21 protein-coding genes and 1 riboswitch are annotated in these 17,811 nt (G+C 54.1%); of the genes, 11 read left to right on the top strand and 10 right to left on the bottom strand.

What is annotated here, in order from left to right; all coding sequences use genetic code 11:
* Positions 1 to 3: 3 nt before the first annotated feature.
* A riboswitch (yybP-ykoY riboswitch) is annotated at positions 4 to 179 on the bottom strand.
* Positions 180 to 234: 55 nt separating this feature from the next.
* Positions 235 to 381 (top strand): hypothetical protein, encoded by a 147-nt coding sequence (locus AC1W8Y_RS00660; RefSeq protein ID WP_482012527.1) that lies wholly within the window; start codon positions 235 to 237, stop codon positions 379 to 381.
* A 78-nt stretch (positions 382 to 459) separates the two neighbouring features.
* On the opposite strand, the gene AC1W8Y_RS00655 is transcribed toward AC1W8Y_RS00660, so the two are convergent.
* Positions 460 to 789, bottom strand: a complete 330-nt coding sequence (locus tag AC1W8Y_RS00655) for a hypothetical protein (RefSeq protein ID WP_482012526.1) — start codon at positions 787 to 789, stop codon at positions 460 to 462.
* 124 nt (positions 790 to 913) lie between these two features.
* A complete protein-coding gene (locus tag AC1W8Y_RS00650) occupies positions 914 to 3,193 on the bottom strand; it encodes a heavy metal translocating P-type ATPase (RefSeq protein WP_482012525.1) in 2,280 nt (759 codons plus the stop codon).
* Positions 3,194 to 3,281: 88 nt separating this feature from the next.
* Here AC1W8Y_RS00650 and cadR point away from each other — a divergent pair, with 88 nt between their 5' ends.
* Together cadR and AC1W8Y_RS00640 are read left to right on the top strand one after the other, a co-directional pair.
* A complete protein-coding gene (cadR, locus tag AC1W8Y_RS00645) occupies positions 3,282 to 3,764 on the top strand; it encodes a Cd(II)/Pb(II)-responsive transcriptional regulator (protein WP_482012524.1) in 483 nt (160 codons plus the stop codon).
* Positions 3,765 to 3,833: 69 nt separating this feature from the next.
* Positions 3,834 to 4,112 (top strand): hypothetical protein, encoded by a 279-nt coding sequence (locus tag AC1W8Y_RS00640; RefSeq protein WP_482012523.1) that lies wholly within the window; start codon positions 3,834 to 3,836, stop codon positions 4,110 to 4,112.
* Positions 4,113 to 4,464: 352 nt separating this feature from the next.
* On the opposite strand, the gene AC1W8Y_RS00635 is transcribed toward AC1W8Y_RS00640, so the two are convergent.
* The 3 genes from AC1W8Y_RS00635 to AC1W8Y_RS00625 are packed head-to-tail and all read right to left on the bottom strand — an operon-like array spanning position 4,465 to position 5,795.
* Positions 4,465 to 4,617: a hypothetical protein gene (locus AC1W8Y_RS00635; protein ID WP_482012522.1), complete on the bottom strand. Its 153-nt coding sequence runs from the start codon at positions 4,615 to 4,617 to the stop codon at positions 4,465 to 4,467.
* Positions 4,618 to 4,675: 58 nt separating this feature from the next.
* Complete coding sequence (locus tag AC1W8Y_RS00630; protein WP_482012521.1) at positions 4,676 to 5,404, bottom strand: cytochrome c biogenesis CcdA family protein; 729 nt, start codon at positions 5,402 to 5,404, stop codon at positions 4,676 to 4,678.
* A gap of 1 nt (position 5,405) precedes the next feature.
* Complete coding sequence (locus AC1W8Y_RS00625) at positions 5,406 to 5,795, bottom strand: thioredoxin family protein (protein ID WP_482012520.1); 390 nt, start codon at positions 5,793 to 5,795, stop codon at positions 5,406 to 5,408.
* A gap of 274 nt (positions 5,796 to 6,069) precedes the next feature.
* On the opposite strand from AC1W8Y_RS00625, the gene AC1W8Y_RS00620 reads away from it, so the two are divergent.
* From AC1W8Y_RS00620 to AC1W8Y_RS00610, 3 genes are all read left to right on the top strand, one after another.
* Positions 6,070 to 6,786 carry an MgtC/SapB family protein gene (locus AC1W8Y_RS00620; protein WP_482012519.1) on the top strand — a complete coding sequence of 239 codons (717 nt, stop codon included), beginning with the start codon at positions 6,070 to 6,072 and terminating at the stop codon, positions 6,784 to 6,786.
* Positions 6,787 to 6,850: 64 nt separating this feature from the next.
* Entirely contained in the window at positions 6,851 to 7,525 is a 675-nt protein-coding gene (locus AC1W8Y_RS00615) for a 3-oxoacid CoA-transferase subunit A (protein WP_482012518.1), read from the top strand.
* A gap of 1 nt (position 7,526) precedes the next feature.
* Entirely contained in the window at positions 7,527 to 8,165 is a 639-nt protein-coding gene (locus AC1W8Y_RS00610) for a 3-oxoacid CoA-transferase subunit B (protein WP_482012517.1), read from the top strand.
* Here the strand turns inward: AC1W8Y_RS00610 and cysE are convergent.
* Both cysE and AC1W8Y_RS00600 read right to left on the bottom strand, forming a co-directional pair.
* Complete coding sequence (cysE, locus tag AC1W8Y_RS00605; protein WP_482012516.1) at positions 8,162 to 8,902, bottom strand: serine O-acetyltransferase; 741 nt, start codon at positions 8,900 to 8,902, stop codon at positions 8,162 to 8,164. The two genes, AC1W8Y_RS00610 and cysE, sit on opposite strands and share 4 nt — an antisense overlap.
* 40 nt (positions 8,903 to 8,942) lie before the next feature.
* Positions 8,943 to 9,776 carry an RNA methyltransferase gene (locus tag AC1W8Y_RS00600; RefSeq protein ID WP_482012515.1) on the bottom strand — a complete coding sequence of 278 codons (834 nt, stop codon included), beginning with the start codon at positions 9,774 to 9,776 and terminating at the stop codon, positions 8,943 to 8,945.
* 39 nt (positions 9,777 to 9,815) lie between these two features.
* Between AC1W8Y_RS00600 and AC1W8Y_RS00595 the strand changes: the two genes are divergently transcribed.
* From AC1W8Y_RS00595 to AC1W8Y_RS00585, 3 genes are all read left to right on the top strand, one after another.
* On the top strand, positions 9,816 to 10,622 hold the full coding sequence (locus AC1W8Y_RS00595) for an inositol monophosphatase family protein (RefSeq protein ID WP_482012514.1): 807 nt from the start codon (positions 9,816 to 9,818) through the stop codon (positions 10,620 to 10,622).
* A 62-nt stretch (positions 10,623 to 10,684) separates the two neighbouring features.
* The gene (locus AC1W8Y_RS00590; protein ID WP_482012513.1) at positions 10,685 to 12,268 is read left to right on the top strand and encodes a TerC family protein; all 1,584 of its coding nucleotides are present in this window, start codon (positions 10,685 to 10,687) and stop codon (positions 12,266 to 12,268) included.
* Positions 12,265 to 13,101 (top strand): undecaprenyl-diphosphate phosphatase, encoded by an 837-nt coding sequence (locus AC1W8Y_RS00585; RefSeq protein ID WP_482012512.1) that lies wholly within the window; start codon positions 12,265 to 12,267, stop codon positions 13,099 to 13,101. Before AC1W8Y_RS00590 ends, AC1W8Y_RS00585 begins: the two co-directional genes overlap by 4 nt.
* Positions 13,102 to 13,154: 53 nt before the next feature.
* On the opposite strand, the gene AC1W8Y_RS00580 is transcribed toward AC1W8Y_RS00585, so the two are convergent.
* The 3 genes from AC1W8Y_RS00580 to AC1W8Y_RS00570 form a co-directional block, all read right to left on the bottom strand.
* The gene (locus tag AC1W8Y_RS00580) at positions 13,155 to 13,955 is read right to left on the bottom strand and encodes a UDP-2,3-diacylglucosamine diphosphatase (protein WP_482012511.1); all 801 of its coding nucleotides are present in this window, start codon (positions 13,953 to 13,955) and stop codon (positions 13,155 to 13,157) included.
* Positions 13,948 to 14,457 (bottom strand): peptidylprolyl isomerase, encoded by a 510-nt coding sequence (locus AC1W8Y_RS00575; RefSeq protein ID WP_482012646.1) that lies wholly within the window; start codon positions 14,455 to 14,457, stop codon positions 13,948 to 13,950. The genes AC1W8Y_RS00580 and AC1W8Y_RS00575 overlap by 8 nt, the downstream gene beginning before the upstream one ends.
* Before the next feature lie 153 nt (positions 14,458 to 14,610).
* Positions 14,611 to 15,564, bottom strand: a complete 954-nt coding sequence (locus AC1W8Y_RS00570) for a tetratricopeptide repeat protein (RefSeq protein WP_482012510.1) — start codon at positions 15,562 to 15,564, stop codon at positions 14,611 to 14,613.
* 81 nt (positions 15,565 to 15,645) lie between these two features.
* Between AC1W8Y_RS00570 and cysS the strand changes: the two genes are divergently transcribed.
* Together cysS and AC1W8Y_RS00560 are read left to right on the top strand one after the other, a co-directional pair.
* Positions 15,646 to 17,136: a cysteine--tRNA ligase gene (gene cysS, locus AC1W8Y_RS00565; RefSeq protein WP_482012509.1), complete on the top strand. Its 1,491-nt coding sequence runs from the start codon at positions 15,646 to 15,648 to the stop codon at positions 17,134 to 17,136.
* Between the two features lie 25 nt (positions 17,137 to 17,161).
* Positions 17,162 to 17,809: a DNA-3-methyladenine glycosylase family protein gene (locus tag AC1W8Y_RS00560; RefSeq protein WP_482012508.1), complete on the top strand. Its 648-nt coding sequence runs from the start codon at positions 17,162 to 17,164 to the stop codon at positions 17,807 to 17,809.
* The last annotated feature ends 2 nt before the right edge of the window (positions 17,810 to 17,811 follow it).

Below are 17,811 nucleotides of genomic sequence, written 5' to 3'. Positions count from 1 at the left end.
TTTAGGTTCCCAGGCCAGGCGAAAAACAATTGACCACAAACCTCCCCGGCCAAACCGGAAGCTCATGGTCAAAGGTCTTGCTAAGTCGGATAACCGCTTACACCATGATCGCGAGATCAAGTATGTTGACGTAAGCACCGTCAGTGAATGACGGCAAGCTACTCCCCAGTGACGGGACGAATCATACTCGAAGAGGCTCAGTTCGCAGCGAGCTGCATCAAGGCTTGAATCCCCATGAGAGCCGCAACAAACGCCATCAAGCCGCTGGAAAGGCAGGGCATCTTGCGGGCCAGGTCACTGAACTTGCCATTGCCAGGGCGTTTGCCGAATGGGTGGACACCGCCAGACGGCGATCACACCAATGCTGATCAGCGAAATTGACAAGACAGGGCTAGAACTGGCGAGCATCAGCGCACCCAGTGCGAATCGCTTCAAGTGAAGGCAGATTGGGATGCCGATTTATGATCCCATGGGCGGTTCTTTCCCCCTTTTGTGTGAGAGGAGTCGCCGCCGAGCGGCAATTTTCTGAATGGCGGATTCAAAACGGGCACGTTGGCTCCTGACGAAGGTATAAGCGATGACACTCACTGCAACCAGAATAGCGGCCTCCCACCATTCAAAGGTTTCGCCAATTTCCGTAAATAGACACACAGTGATGACTGCATACCTTAACAAGTCTAATTTTGGCCGACTACTCCAAACGACCATGCGTGCGAGATGCATGAAGAACACCCATGCCACTGTGGCGGCGATTCCAATTACGACAAGCATCAGTTCAATTTCGTTCATATGGGCCTATCCATACAAGAGAAAGTTAAATACCACCTGTGATGGTTCAAATGCTTGGTTGCCCGGCAGAGCCTGAGTGACTTATATGATCGCCCTTCAACCCATCCCAACCTGAGAATATCCATCAAATCGCTGCTCGCCATTTTTGTGGCTTGGCATGCAGCACTCTCAGTCCATTAAACACGACCAGTAGGCTGGCTCCCATATCCGCGAAGACCGCCATCCACATGGTCGCGCCATTGAACAATGCGAGCAGCAGGAACACCGCCTTGATGCCCAGGGCCAACGCAATGTTCTGCCAAAGAATGGCTTGGGTCTTGCGCGAGAGCCGGATGGCCTCGGGAATACGCCGAAGGTCGTCGTTCATGATGACTACGTCCGCAGCTTCCATTGCCGTGTCTGTTCCCGCTCCACCCATTGCGAAACCAATGTTGGACCGGGCAAGCGCCGGGGCGTCGTTGATGCCATCACCGGTCATCGCGACATAGCCATATCGCTTTTGCATCTCCTCAATGGCGGCAAGTTTGTCCTCGGGTAGCAAATTGCCACGCGCATCGTCAATTCCTGCTTGCTTGGCGATGGCCTTGGCAGTGGCAACGTTGTCACCCGTGAGCATGACCGAAGCCACACCAAGGGCATGAAGTTCCGCGATGGCATCGCGCGAACTCTCCTTGATGGTGTCGGCAACTGCGAAGATCGCGAGAACTTGGGCGCTCGAAGCCAGCATCGTGACCGTGCGGCCCTGCGCTTCGTATTCGGCCAATCGTGCCTCGATCTGCGGGCTGCAAAGCCCACGGTCCTCGATCAGGCGGTGATTCCCCAAAATCAATGAAAGGCCATCGGCCTTGGCTTCAATGCCGCGACCCGGCAAGGCGGTGAAACCTTCGAGCTGTCCGTTGCCCTGAACCCCCAACCCTTGAGCGATCGCTTTGGATACGGGATGGTCAGAGTGCCCAGCCAAGTCCGATGCCCAGCGCAAAACTTGTGACTCCACCTGGTCAGTAGGCAGAACTTCGGTAGCCACCAGTTTGGGCTTGCCCATAGTGATGGTGCCGGTCTTGTCCAGAGCGATCGCCTTGATCTTGCGAGCTCCTTCCAGATGGACGCCGCCCTTGATCAAGATACCACGGCGCGCGGCCGCAGCCAGACCGCTCACAACCGTCACCGGGGTGGAGATCACCAACGCGCAGGGGCAAGCGATGACCAAAAGCACGAGTGCTTTGTATATGGCCTGCATCCAGGTCCAATCCATCAGCCAAGGCGTAAGGAGACACACGGCCAAAGCTAATGCAAAAACAGCAGGTGTATAGATGGAGGCAAAGCGGTCTACGAACTGTTGTGTGGGCGCGCGCGATCCTTGGGCCTGTTCGACCGCATGGATGATTCGGGCCAGCAAAGTGCCATTGGCCGCTGCGCTGACCTTTGCCTCGACCATGCCCGTGGTGTTGATGGTGCCCGCAAACAGGGGGTCGCCGATGGCCTTGTCAACGGGGATGCTTTCTCCGGTCACGGGAGATTGGTCCACGGAAGTAGAGCCAGCAACAATGACACCATCAAGCGGGACGCGCGCGCCGGGTTTGATCCGAACTATTGAGCCTATGGCGACTGTCTTGACCAGGTTCTCAACCCATGAACCGTCGGCTTGCTTGACCTCAGCCTTCTCAGGCGTCATGTCCAGCAGTCCTTTGATTGCATTGCGGGCGCGGTCCACTGACCGTGCTTCGATGAGTTCGGCAATCGCATACAGAGCCATCACCATGGCAGCTTCTGGCCATTGGCCAATGAGGAACGCGCCTGTGACTGCGACGGTCATCAATGCATTGATGTTCAAGCGGAGATTGCGCAGCGCGGCCAAGCCCTTCACATAGGTCGAAAACCCCGCTAATCCAATGGCGGCGGCCGAAAGAGCCATGCCAATGCCTGAAAAGGTCAATGTATCTGGGGCAAAGAAAGAAATGGATTCGGCGCCAAAGGCTAGAACCAACGCGAGGGCGTATCGGGGTAAGCCTTCGGGAAGCGCAAAGCCGCCATGGCTGTGCCCATGGTGATGATCACGTCCGTGGTCATGATCCTCGTGACGCCCCCCGGACTCTGACAATGGAACCGGTTTGAATCCGGCCTTACGGATGGCTGCCAGCGCTTGCGGAATGGACTCGGCGGGGGCGTCGATGGCAAGAGTTCTCGCACTCAGTTGAAAACTCAGGCCGCGAAGTCCCGGCAGCTTGGCCAAGGCGTGGCGAATTTCTCCCTCCTCCGCCGCGCAGTCCATAGTCGGTATTCGGAAAACTGGTATGCCTGCGGGTTCGGGCGTGGCGGCGGCGATGGCCACAGACTCGGAGCCGCAGCCGTGGTTGCACCCGCAGGCGTGTATTTTGTCGTTTTCTTCTGTATGCGGGTGGCTCATGGGGTGTCCTTGCTATGCGGCATTCGAGTAGTTACAGTATTTAAAACCCTGTAGTCGCTACAGAGTCAAGCTCAATGAGGAACTTCCTATGAAAATCGGCGAACTGGCCACACTCACCAATACTCAGGTGGAGACCATCCGTTTTTACGAGCGAGAAAAGCTTCTTGCCGAGCCTGGGCGCAGCGACGGGAACTACCGCATTTATGGGGATGCCCATGCGGAGCGGTTGTCCTTCATCCGGCATTGCCGAGGCTTGGACATGACGCTGGACGAGATTCGCGTGCTATTGCGGTTTAAAGACGCGCCGACTGAAAACTGCCTTGAAGTCAATGAACTCCTGGACGAGCACATCGGCCATGTGGCCGAGCGGATAAGGGAACTGCGTCAGTTGGAGAAGCAACTCAAGAGCCTGCGCGAAGCCTGCTTGGGCGGTCAGGAAGCCCAGCACTGCGGCATTCTCAATGAACTGACTGAAATTGCGAAAACGCCTGCATTGGGCCACGGTCGCGAGGGGCATGTTCATGGCGCCCACTCTGGAAGCTGCGCGATCAAGGCCATCCGTCGTCAGTGATGCCGACTTGATGCAAGTCATTGTGAATACCGATATGCAGGAGCAATATCAACCTCGAAGGAGCGTTCCATGGCAATGAAATACTCAGTTGGTCAGACCAGCGATGGTTTGCGCGTTGATGCAGCCGTTCCCGTTGAGCAACAAGCGAAGTTGTTGGTGGAGTTCGCAAAGTGCGCGGCGGGGACTTGCTCGTGCCCGTCGACCCAACACGAAAAGCTCGCCTCCATCGACGTGAAGCAGACCGACGTGGGCGTCAGTGTCGATTTGAAGGCGAAAGATGGCGAAACGATCGATCAGGACGACATCGCTCGTTGTCTGGACCACACAGCGAATTTGATCAACCCTTGATGACCGGCGGTGGGCAGAAGCGCTAGGCCGTTTTTCAAGGTTAGGCCCCGAGGGATTTGGGCATGAAGCAGGACCGAAAGATGCCGGGCTGCACCACTGAATGGGCGGTCATGCCGACAGCCAAAGCTTGATTCTGATGCGCATTTTGCACGGTCGTTTTTGGCATTCATACGTCGATAACGAATCGATGTTGGGGTGTCGCTTTGTGACTCAAAAAGGGCGCCCAATATGCCCTATTTTTTGGTCCCTCGATGGCCCTTCCAGCCATTGCCGCACACTGCCAGAAATCACCCCACACTGCCGTCTTTTACCTACGCCTCTTAGGGGGCCTATAGGGGGAGTAATGAATGACTTATAAGCAAAAACCGTTTAAAAACAACGCTAAACAATTCATGCGTGGGTAGTGCTGCATCATGGGGGTGTGTTTAGAATCCCCTGAGTCATCGAGCCGAGCATCGGTTTTTTCGATACCTGCCGAGTCTAGTCCTGTTTTCATGCGATCCATCGGTTAACGCTCATAGATCGCAAGTTTATCCCTTGCAGAGCGACCGCGTTTCGGATCTTTAGAATCGGGTCGTCAAGCTCGTCAGCCACGCTGGCGATACATTCACTAACCACGTCTCTACCGGCTTATCCAAGCCTGACAGAATGACGACAGCAAGCACGATCATGATGACACCGAGAATGGTCTTGCCGGATTTGCCCGCTTGCATCAGGTTGCCTCGCATTTTCATCATGGCGCTGCGCCCAACATAGGCCAATAGCACGACTGGCAAGGCTGCCCCAACCCCGAAGACGCCCATCAGTAAGGCAACTTGTGGCAAGTGCGCGCCTTGACTAGCCAGCACAACCGCTGCCCCAAGCGTGGGACCGACACAAGGGCTCCAGACCAATCCCAACAGTAAGCCAATGGCAAATTGCCCCCTCAGACCATCAAGATTCAGGCTTGAAATGAGACCATTACCTGTGTCGCCAATCCCCGCCGTGGCTGAGGCGAAACGTTGCTGCAGGTTCGATGACACCAGCACCAAGCCGAGCAAGCCAATAAAGACTGCCCCCAACGTTCGAAAAATTGACGTATCCAAGCCCAAGTTTGCACCGACCCACGCCAGTGCTGTACCAATGATGGCGTAAGAGAGCGCTAGACCACCGGCTAAAGCCAGAGGGGCCTGTGGATGAGCATTGGTTGCGGACCCCAGCAAAATTGGCACAATTGGCAGCACGCAAGGTGACAGTGTTGAGAGCAGGCCTGCCAAAAAACCAAAGCCGTAAGACCCGAAACCAAAATCCATCTTAGTTCACTGACTTTTTGAAGAGACTTTCAAGACCCGCTTGTGTTGTGTCGCCAGTCGAGCGAGCCACTTCTTTGTCGCCTTTAAAAGCAATCAGGGTACTTTGCTGGCTGACTTTGAAGGTTTTGAGCGTGGGCTTTGAAGAGTCAAAATCAATGGTTAACAAAGTGACGTCTTTATACGCAGGGTCTTTCGTGAGTGCGTCAACGATAGGCGCTTGAGCTTTACAGGTTGGGCACCAAGGCGCGCTGATATCCAGAACGACGGGTTTACCCGCTTGCGTCAACGTATCAAAATCTTGCTGCGTGAAAGGCTTGACTTCACCAGCAAGCGCCACAGAGGCGAGTGCGGTTAAGGTCAAAGAAAGGATGGTCTTGGCAAAAATTTTCATGGCTTCTATCCTTAATAATGAGTGAGAACGTCGATCCTGCGTTCGCCTGAGGTCTGTCTTGTGTCAACGCGACGTCGAGTGTAAGTGACGCCTGGGGGGCATCATCGTCTGATTCAAGCAGCCATGGATTGATGTTCGGTACAACCCCTCTTTTGGTTACAACTTTTTTGAAAAAAGTTGTCATTGACTCGCTGGCAAGCGATTTAAACTCGGTGGATCACGAAAAAGCCCCTCGAACGCACCGCACATACCCCACCATCAGAGACATCACCTCATGCAATTTATCCAGAATTTTGATCTTGTATCGATCACAGACACCTTTGTTAGCCTGTTCACGGCGTTTACGCTGGGTGGACTGATTGGTGCTGAGCGCCAATATCGCCAACGAACCGCGGGGCTGCGTACGAATATTCTGGTTGCCGTCGGGGCTGCGGTGTTTGTGGACTTGGGCAATCGATTACTTGGGCCAGAAGGCGCGACCCGCATCATTGCTTATGTGGTGTCGGGCATAGGGTTCCTCGGTGCAGGTGCCATCATGCGAGAGGAGGGCGGTGTCAAAGGGTTGAACACCGCGGCAACCCTCTGGTGCTCAGGCGCCGTCGGTGCCTGTGCCGGGGGTGACACGATCGGAGAGGCTGTGTTGGCAACGCTGTTCATTTTGGCCTCCAACACCGTCATGCGCCCAGTGATTAGTCTGATTAACCGACAGCCCATGGGGACTTCAGGAGGTGAGGTGAATCACTTGGTGACAGTCATCGCGCCCCGGTCGTTGCGCAAAGACGCGTTGAAACGCCTTGAGAAAGCGATCAAATCGTTGGGATTGCCCATTCAAGAGCTGATGATAGAGGCCTTTGGCGACGATGAGGTCGAAATCAAAGCCTTGCTCTCCGCTACCTCAGTGGCCGATACAACGCTCGAAATGCTTGTCGAAGAGCTGACTAATCTGCCCTGCGTCAGTCAGGCGTTCTGGACACCCCAGGCGGCCGAGTAGACGCTTGGTTGGTAAAACGTCGCCGATACGGTATGCTTTCTGACGACCTAGTTTGGGTGAAAAAATGATTTCGAAAATCGTAAACGATGTTCAGGCTGCCTTAGCGGGCGTGAAAGATGGTTCGACGGTGTTGCTTGGCGGATTCGGTGGCGCCGGTCAGGCTCACGAGTTGCTTGACGCTTTGATCGAGCAGGGTGCCAGAGACTTGACCATTGTCAGCAACAATGCTGGTTCAGGCACCACGGGTATTGCCGCTTTATTGGCAGCTGGTAAGGTGCGAAAAATTATTTGTTCGTTTCCGCGTCAAGCAGATTCGCACGTTTTTGATGGGCTGTACCGCGCTGGCAAGCTTGAGCTTGAGTTGGTGCCCCAGGGGACACTCGCCGAGCGTATTCGGGCTGGCGGGGCAGGTATCGGCGGTTTTTTTACAAAAACTGCAGTCGGCACTCAATTGGCCGAGGGCAAAGAAGTTCGCGTCATCGATGGCCAAGAGTATGTGTTCGAAGGCCCGATTAAAGCCGATGTGGCACTGATTAAGGCCTATAAAGCTGATCGGTGGGGCAATCTTGTTTATCGCAAGACGGCACGTAATTTTGGCCCCATCATGGCGACTGCAGCCACGCTGACAATCGCCCAAGTCGACGAAATTGTTGAGCTCGGTGAACTCGATCCTGAAGCAATCGTCACACCGAGCTTGTACGTTCAGCGTGTGGTTCGCGTCAACAAGAAGGCCGCCTGACATGAAAAGAATATCCAGAGAACAAATCGCCGAGAGATTGGCGCGTGACATCCCTGAAGGGGCTATCGTTAACTTGGGTATTGGCCTGCCGACACAGGTTGCCAATTACCTGCCTGCAGACAAAGAAATTTTTCTGCAGAGCGAGAATGGGGTGTTGGGCATGGGGCCTGCACCAGCCCCAGGTGAAGAAGATGAAGATTTGATCAATGCCGGTAAGCAACCTGTCACGTTATTAAAGGGAGGTAGCTTTTTTCATCACGCCGATTCGTTTGCAATGATGCGTGGCGGACATTTGGATATTTGTGTGCTGGGTGCCTTTCAAGTCTCTCGGTGGGGCGATTTGGCAAATTGGTCGACCGGTGAGCCCGGGGCTATTCCTGCTGTCGGCGGTGCGATGGATTTAGCTGCCGGCGCAAAAGATGTGTTCATCATGATGGAATTGCAAACTAAAGCGGGTGAGAGCAAGCTGGTTGACCAGTGTACCTATCCTCTCACGGGCTTGAAATGCGTTTCTCGCGTCTACACCGATGTTGCCGTCTTTCAGATAGAGGCGGGGGGCATCGTGCGGGTCGTTGATGATGTGTCGGGGGCGGGTCAAGAAGAACTCAAACGCATCACTGGGCTTGATCTGGTTTTTTAATCAACCATCTTATTGAGCTTTTCTTTATCAATCGGTTCTGACAAGACCTGCTTATGCGAGCCCATCGATTCAAGCGTGCGGCATAGCTGATTGATTCGCGCATCCTGTTCAGCCACGTGAGCAATGAGGGTCTGCATCACTTGCGAAATTGGGTCAGGCCCACGCGGGTCGACGGCATAGGCGGGGTTGTCTGTCATCGGTTTCAGCCCATGCTCTGACTCATCCGCTTCGATGATACGAGCGGGGTTACCCACCGCTGTTGCCCCAGCTGGGACTGGCTTGACGACCACTGCGTTTGATCCGATGCGCGCACCATCGCCGACGGCGAAGCCACCCAGCACTTGTGCACCAGCGCCCACCACGACCCCTTTGCCGAGGGTTGGATGGCGCTTTTCGCCCTTGTAGAGTTTGGTGCCGCCAAGCGTGACACCTTGGTAAATGGTGCAATCGTCACCAATTTCAGCTGTTTCGCCAATGACGACGCCAAAACCATGATCGATGAACACACGACGACCAATCTTGGCACCTGGGTGGATTTCAATGCCAGTCAACATTCTGGATAGATGAGAGACCACGCGACCGAGCCAGAAAAATCCTGCTCCCCACAAATGATGGGCCAGTCGATGAGCGACCACGGCGTGCAGACCCGGATAGCAGGTCAGGATCTCGAGTTTGCTGCGTGCCGCCGGATCGCGTTCGAGAATGCAGTCGACATTTTCGCGAAGTGTTTTAAACATGGTAAATCCATCGTAGCGCAGCGCGCCGCTGATGAACAGATTAACCCGTTGAGTGAGGAGGTTTTTTGACTGCTGTGCTTGACTCAGGCTCGGTGCGACGGCGAGCCGTTTTGATCATGGCGGTGCAGACGCCTCGCCACATATCAACCTCATCTTGCGTCATGGACAAGCGGCTAAATAAGTGCCGCATGCGTGGCATCAATTTTTTGGGATGTGCTGGGTCAAGAAACTCAACCTCAATCAGGGCTTGTTCAAGGTGAGCGATCAGCGCTTGGACTGCCTGTGTGCTGGCTGGCTTCCTTCCGGGATCTTTGTGTTCACCATTGCCCAGTGCAGCAGGCATCGCAACGGCGATGTCTGGGTGAATGAGGGCGTAGCGCAACTCCCAGGCAACTAATTGCATGGCCTGTGCCACATTCAATGAACTGTATGCGGGATTTGCCGGGATTTCGCAAACTCGATGGCAAAGATCGATTTGCTCATTGCTTAACCCTGAGCGTTCAGTCCCGAAAACCATGGCGACGACACCGTCGGGATGCTGGGCGAGATGCGCTTTCACGACCAGAGCCGCCTGTCGAATATCGCAAGACGGTGGCCCCAGATCACGTGGCCGTGCAGTCAAAGCGAAAGATAGTGTGACGGGTGACAGAGCCTCAGCAAGTTTAGTAAAAATCTCAGCGTTTTCAAGGACATCCGAGGCGCCGCTGGCCAGCGCAACCGCCTCGGGTTGCGTCGACATTTGGTCTGCTTTCGGGTTAACTAGCACCAAATCCTGAAAGCCCATCGTCTTGATTGCACGAGCAGCCGACCCCACGTTGCCAGGGTGGCTGGGTTCGGTCATGACGAAGCGAACACGTTGAAAATCAGAAACCAACTAAAATCCCGTTTTAGCCTGACAAAATGAAAGACGCACATGAATCCGATGCTTAATACCGCCATCAAGGCGGCCCGGCGAGCCGGCACGATTATTAACCGCGCCAGCCTTGATCTGGATAGACTTCAGGTCGCACGCAAAGGCCCCCGAGATTATGTCACGGAAGTCGATCGTACCGCGGAAGCCGCCATTATTGAAGTTCTCAGCGACGCCTATCCAGATCACGCCTTCTTGGCTGAAGAGTCTGGTCAGAGTGGATCGCAACGCGAAGGTGTTGCCGCTGATAACGAATGGGTCATTGATCCACTGGATGGCACGACTAACTTTATTCACGGTTTTCCCACTTACGCGATCTCAATTGCTCTTAGGCAGCGCGGTCAAATTTCGCAAGCCGTCATTTATGATCCGGCACGCAATGAGTTGTTCACCGCTAGCCGTGGGGGTGGTGCATTTCTTAACGATCGTCGTATCCGAGTCAGCTCGCAACTCAAGTTTTATGATGCACTGCTTGGTGGCTACTGGCCAGGGTCCACTGGGCCTGAGGCGGCACTGACGGGGCGTTTTGCTGAGATGACGAGAACCTGCGCAGGCGTTCGCCGTACGGGTTCTTCAGTGCTTGATATGGCCTATGTCGCAGCTGGCCGTCTGGATGGTTTTTGCGGCATTGGTTTAAAGCAATGGGATATGGCCGCCGCTAGCTTGCTCGTACTCGAGGCAGGCGGTTTGGTCAGTGATTTGCAAGGCGAGCAAACATGGATGCAAGAAGGCAATGTCTTAGCGGCGGCGCCTAAAATCTTTACACAAATGCTGAACCTGATTTCGCTTGATCCCCCCAAAGCCGTTTGATCTTGGCAAGATATCGCTTTTTTCGTTTACATTTACGGTCTTAGTCATCAACGGAGCCCTCAATGGAGTGGCTGCTTGACCCCACTCAGTGGGTCGGCCTCTTTACCCTAATCGTTCTCGAGATTGTTCTCGGTATCGACAATCTGATTTTTATCGCCATTCTGGCCGATAAACTGCCGCCCTCTCAGCGCGAGCGGGCGACCTTTGTCGGGTTGTCGGCAGCGCTGATCCTGCGACTGCTGATGTTGCTGGGTATCTCGTGGCTGGTCCAGTTGCAAGACCCTTTGCTGTCTTTTGGGTCTTCCAGCTTTTCTGGTCGTGACCTTATCCTGATGGTAGGCGGCCTATTTCTGCTGTTCAAAGGCACCATGGAGCTGCATGAGCGGCTTGAAGGCACGCAGCAGGGTGCTGGCCGACCGCGCGTCTATGCAACTTTCTGGGTCATCGTGACACAGATTGTGGTGCTGGATGCGGTGTTTTCAATCGACTCGGTGATCACTGCCGTCGGGATGGTCGAGCACCTGTTGATTATGGTGATTGCCATGGTGGCCGCGACGGTTGTCATGATTCTGGCTGCGAGACCGCTGACTCGTTTCATCAATGGCCATCCCACGGTCGTTGTTTTGTGCCTGGGTTTTCTATTGATGATTGGTTTTGCCTTGATGGCCGAAAGTTTTGGCGTCAAGGTGCCAAAAGACTATCTGTATGCAGCGATCGGTTTTTCAGTCATTGTTGAGTCTCTCAACCAGATCGCGAGACGCAACGGGCTAAGGGTGCAGGCGCGTCGCCCAATGCGAGAGCGCACGGCAGAAACCGTACTGTCACTGTTGGGTAAACGCCCGCCCGATGAGGTCGTAGAGACCGCGCCTGCCGATCCGGCAGAAATCCCTGGGCTGACGTTTGGGGTCGAAGAGCGCAACATGGTCAGCGGTGTCTTGACGCTCGCTGAGCGAAGCGTGCACTCGGTCATGACACCACGCACCGAAGTGTCGTGGATCAATCTGGATGAAGACCCAGCAAGTTTACGTGAGCAGATTGCTCGAACCCCACATAGTTTTTTTCCTGTTTGCCGCGGCACGCTGGATGAAGTCGTTGGTATCGGTCGAGCCAAGGACATGATTGCTGACGTCATCACAGGTGGGATTATCCAGCTTGACCGTCTGCGCGAACCAATCGTTGTGCATGACACGATAGGCATCATCAAGCTCATGGACACGTTGAAACGATCGCGAGGCCAACTGGTATTGGTGTCGGATGAATTTGGCACCATACAAGGCCTGGTGACCCCGATTGACGTCTTTGAGGCGATTGCCGGCGAATTTCCGGATGAGGATGAATTGCCGGATATTGTGAACGACGGCGAGGGGCGCTGGCGGGTAGATGGTGCGGCCGATTTGCACCATCTCGAACAAGTGCTTGAGACTGAAGGTCTGGTCGACGATGACGAAGATTACACGACACTCGCAGGCTACCTGTTGTCGCGCTTTGGTCAGTTGCCCTCACCCGGGGATGCCTGCGAATTCAAAGGTCAGTCTCACACATCGTTTCGGTTCTCAGTCAAACAGATTGATGGCCGGCGCATCGCCCAAGTGCTGATCGAAAAAATACCTGAAGACATGATGAATGCAGCTGGAGAAAATGCGTGACAGAATCAACCATCCAATTAATCAAAGCCTTCTTGCTCGGTATTGTCGAAGGCCTGACTGAGTTTTTACCAGTGTCGAGCACGGGTCATTTAATCATCGTTGGTGATTTGATCGACTTCGCGTCATCCGAAGGCAAAGTCTTCGAAGTGGTGATCCAGTTGGGTTCGATTCTCGCGGTGATGTGGATTTTTCGGCATCGGCTATTTCAGTTGATCGGCGGCACGCTGCGCCAAGAGCCGACTGAAATGGCCTTCACCCGCAACCTGATCATTGCATTTTTGCCATCCGCAATCATTGGCTTTATTTTTATCAAACGCATCAAAGCCTTGTTCTTTAACCCAGCGGTGGTGGTGGTGACGCTGGTTGTCGGCGGCTTGATCATGCTCTGGGTTGAGCGCAAACGGGGTCCAGGTCAAGCGCCGGGCATGCCCGTGGTTGCGAATACCCTCGAAGAGGTTTCGTGGAAGCAAGCGCTGGTGATTGGTTTTGCGCAATGTTTGGCGATGATCCCAGGCACCTCGCGGGCTGGTGCAACCATTATCGGAGGCATGTTGATGGGTATTCAACGTAAAACCGCCACCGAATTCTCTTTCTTTTTAGCCATGCCAACCATGCTGGCGGCCGCGGTCTATGACAGTTACAAACACGCTGGCGAGCTATCTCAGCACGATTTGTTTGCCATTGTGGTGGGGTTTGTCAGTGCCTTTTTCAGTGCACTGATTATTGTCAAGGCTGTTCTTGCCTTTGTCTCTCGTCACACGTACCGAGTCTTTGCGTGGTACAGAATCGTGTTGGGGATTGTCGTGGGGCTATTGCTCTACCTGAGAGCCTGACAACCTGAGAGAACGCCTGAGGTCGATCGCCTGACCTCAGGGGATGCTATCGATCAAGCGCCTTCGCGGTCTTCATCATTCATCGCCAGATCGTAGAGTGCCAAGCCATCCTCATCGATGATCAACCAACCGCCTCGTGGGGGGTGGCCGTCGGTCGCGTGATCGCAATCCCAGTCAGGCAACACCCACCGTTCGCACCGATTGCCGTCAACGGTCACGAGATAGCGACCCGGACGATGCGTATGCCCGTGGATCATCAAATTCACCTGACTAGCTCTCAATGCCTCGATGACGGCCAACTCATTCACATCCATGATTTCGCTGGATTTCTGCTGATTGGCAGCCATACTTTCACCGCGTGCCTGCGCCGCCATGGCCAGGCGCTCAGGGATACTCTTGGCAAGAAAGCCCGCTTGCCAAACCGGATTCCTGACCATGCTGCGAAACTGCTGATAGGCTGTGTCGTCAGTGCAGTACTCATCGCCGTGGCTAAGCAAGATAGACCCTGCCATCGTTTCAATGATGACTTGATCTGGCAATAGCTTGGCACCCAACCCAGCGGCCAAGGCTTCACCCATCAAAAAATCGCGATTACCACGACCTATCCATACGGGGATTTTGCCAGCGACCTGTTTGACGGCCAGTAAATCTTGGGCGAGCCAAGGCGGCGCCATTTGCGCCACGTCATCACCGATCCAGGCATCAAAAATATCGCCAGGCAAAACCAGCGCCTGCGCGTCAGTCGCGGCCAGTTTCAGAAAGTCTCTGAAGGCCTCTGACGTCGCCGGGGTGTTTGCCCCAAGATGCACGTCTGACGCTAGCCAGACCGTGCCTTTGATGTCTATCTTATTCAAGGGGAGCGGCTCTCGTGATGATGACGTCCGCGGTTGGGACGTTTTGATGGGGGCCTTTATTACCGGTTTTGACCGCTTTGATCTTATCAACCACGTCTTGGCCTTCTGTCACTTCACCAAAAACTGCATAGCCCCAACCTTGGGTCGTGGGCGCGCTGAAGTTCAAGAAGTCATTGTTGGCGACGTTGATGAAAAACTGGGCAGTCGCTGAGTGTGGATCACTGGTGCGAGCCATGGCGAGTGTGTATTTGTTGTTTTTCAAACCGTTGTTAGCTTCGTTTTCAACCGGTGGTTTGGTGGGTTTTTGCTTCATGCTCGCATCGAAACCGCCGCCCTGAATCATGAAACCGTCAATGACGCGATGAAAAATCGTACCGTCATAAAAACCGTCTTTCACATAAGCCAAGAAATTCGCTGCTGATTTAGGGGCTTTGTCTGTGTCGACCGTAATGACCATGTCGCCGTAGTTAGTGGAAATCAGGACGCGAGGATGGGTGCTCATTGGACTTTTACCTTGTGGTTGGTTCGGTGTTGAAACGGGAAAGCTATCCGCTGCGTTCGCTACATTCATGCTGCACGCCAATGCGGAAATCATACTCACCAATAAAAGACGGCGCCCTGCAAAGGGCTGAAACGAGTGCATTGTCATCTTGGCTTAAAACCCCTGGCTAACGTAATTTTTTCTGAGAAACCCATCAACAGCCGTCAGGATATTGATATTTTCTTGTGAGATCTTTCTGGCCATGCGCAACTCGCGAGCACCTGATAGTCTCGGGTTGGCAATCAACTCAGCAATCTGGATCTTTGCGCCAATACCTTCTACTTTATTGGCGGCGGCGACTTCGTATGCTCGCAGAGCCAACAACAGATTGATATCGCCAAGATTGGCTTGCGCCATCCCATAACTGGGGTTGATCATGAGCGACATCTCGAGCGCGCGGCGCGCCTGGTCGAGTTGACCGCGTTTAACGTACAGGGTCGCAAGATTGTTCCAGGGCTCTGGTAACTCTGGAAACTGGACCGTCATCTTCTGATAAACCTCTTCGGCCTCGGGCAGTTGGCCAGCTAGCGCCAAAGCACGCGCATGCAAAAACATTAGCTGGACATCCATCCCCGGCGTCTTGCGCAATTTTTCAGTCGCCAGCCGCTCTTCAATTTCTTTGAGCGCTTCTGTATACCGTAGGTTATCGAGCAGGTATTGATAACGCTGAGTGAGATCCGTCGGGGTAGGGGGGATGCGAGTATCCGTCGATGGCGCGATCGTGTCGAGCGCAGCGGCCAGGCCCTTCCAGCCCTTTTCCGGGGCTTTCTCGCCGTAGATATCGGAGAACTGCTTGCGAGGGACGTAGGGTGGTTTGGCTCTGTCTGTGCCACCCGCACTGTTGAGCGCATTAATTGGGTTGGAGTCTTGGATGAAACCGCCCAACGCTGCTGCGTTGTTTCCGTAGGCAGGATCGCTCGATGCGCCATAGCCTTGTTGCTGGCTGTAGGTGTCGTTGCTTTGATAATTGCCACTTGTTGACGAGCTCTGCGCTTGGACGCTTGTCCAGCCGCAGTTCAGCGCAACGATCAGGCTCACGTAAAAACCAGTTCTAAGGGGCAGGTTCAATTCGACACATCCTCAATTGCTATACTCACCGATCCGCATTTTAGCCCTGCTTTGACGCAACGGTTTTTTAGACGAACAGACATGCTGCAAATATACGACTCCCTGTCGCGAAGTAAACGCCCTTTTGACCCTCTGGTGGCCGGTAAGGCAGGCCTGTATGTCTGCGGCATGACAGTTTACGACTATTGCCATCTGGGGCATGCGCGGATGATGGTGAGTTTTGACGTCATCCAGCATTGGCTGCGCCTTGCAGGGTTTGATGTCAACTATGTCCGCAATATCACCGATGTTGACGACAAAATTATCAAAAAAGCCGTTGAAAGCAATCAGCCGATCAGCCAAGTTACATCTTTTTACATTGACGCCATGCATGCGGATGAGCGCGCTTTGGGGGTTCAAGCGCCCAATCACGAGCCTCGAGCCACTCAGTATGTGGGTGAAATGCTGTCGATGATTGACCAACTCGAACAAAACGGGCTGGCCTACCGAAGCGACGATGGTGACGTTAACTTTTCGGTACGTGATTTTGACGGGTACGGCAAATTATCGGGTAAATCCCTAGATGATTTGCGTGCTGGCGAACGGGTTGCCGTGTCAGCCAACAAACATGACCCGATGGATTTTGTACTCTGGAAGGCCGCCAAACCCACCGAGCCAGAGGGCACGCGCTGGGATTCGGCTTACGGCTGGGGCCGACCTGGTTGGCACATTGAATGCTCAGCGATGAGTAAGGCCTTGCTCGGCACGCCACTTGATATTCACGGGGGCGGCCCTGATTTGAAGTTTCCGCACCATGAAAATGAGATTGCACAGACCGAGGGGGCTTTCGGTGGGGTGCTGGCCAATACCTGGATGCATTGTGGCCCCATGATGGTGGATGCCGAGAAGATGTCCAAATCCTTGGGCAATTTTAAAACCATTCGACAGACCGTTGCGATGCCCGGTCAAGCTGACGATACCGCTGAGTATCTGGTGAATCCGCGTGAAGCAGAGATGCTGCGCTTTTTTATTGTTCGCAACCATTATCGCAGCCAGCAAAATTACGCCCCTGATAATTTGATCGATGCTCAAAGTGCGCTCGATCGGTTGTATCAAACTTTACAAAACGTGCCACCCACCGATTCGGCAGCGACCATTGATTGGGCCACACCAGTTGCAGTGGCCTTCCGGGAGGCGATGAACGACGATTTCAATACGGCTGGGGCAATTGCAGCTTTGTTTGAACTGGCGGGCCAGGCCAATCGTGACCAAGACGCCGCGATCAGCTCACAAATGAAGGCCCTAGCCGGTGTTCTCGGATTGTTGCAGCGAGACCCGGTCGTGTATTTTCAAAGCCCGACACGTTATAGCCGTCGCGCCATGGAAGCGTTCAGCCAGCGAGTGGATCAGACCGAGGGGGCAGGCGATGTCACGCTGTCAGAGGGCGACATTGAGGCGATGATCAAGGCGCGCCATGAGGCCAAGGTAGCGAGAAATTTTGCCCAAGCGGATGAGATTCGTGCGACACTTAAATCTGCTGGGGTTGAGCTTGAGGATAAACCCGGTGGCAACACTCAGTGGCGCCGCGCGTAAAAAAAAGACGAAAAACTGAATCGCCATGGCCACCCCCCCCACCCCTGCTGACTTGAAGCCCGATTATTGGGACGAGTCGATTGCGCACCTGATGAAGCGCGATCGAATTTTGCGAAAAATCATTCCTCGATATCCAGATATCTGGTTGCGCAATCGGGGTAATCCATTCATCACGCTGGCCCGGTCAATCGTCGGTCAGCAGATTTCGGTGAAAGCGGCAGATTCTGTTTGGGCCAAGTTTCAGTTGCAATGCGGCAAACGGCCGAGCCCGGCAAGTGTGCAGAAAGCAGGTCTGGCGAATTTGCGCACCTGTGGCCTGTCGCAACGCAAAGCAGAGTACATCCTCGATTTGTCAGTGCATTTCTCTGACAAGCTGGTGCATCCTCAAAAATGGGCCTCGATGGATGACGAGGCTGTCATCGGTGAATTAACGGCCATTCGCGGGATCGGTCGCTGGACGGCAGAGATGTTTCTCATCTTCAATTTACAGCGGCCCGATGTACTGCCGCTCGATGACGTAGGATTGCTCAACGCAATTTCGCTACACTACTTCAGCGGTGAGCCTGTTTCGCGCTTCGAAGCAAGAGAAGTTTCTCAAGCTTGGCAGCCCTGGCGCACCGTCGCAACCTGGTATCTTTGGCGCAGCCTAGAGCCGGTTCCTGTTGAATACTAAAG

The sequence above is a fragment of the Jezberella sp. genome (assembly GCF_964834465.1).
Note: the sequence above shows the minus strand (reverse complement) of the source record. Positions and strands in the feature narration are given on the sequence as shown.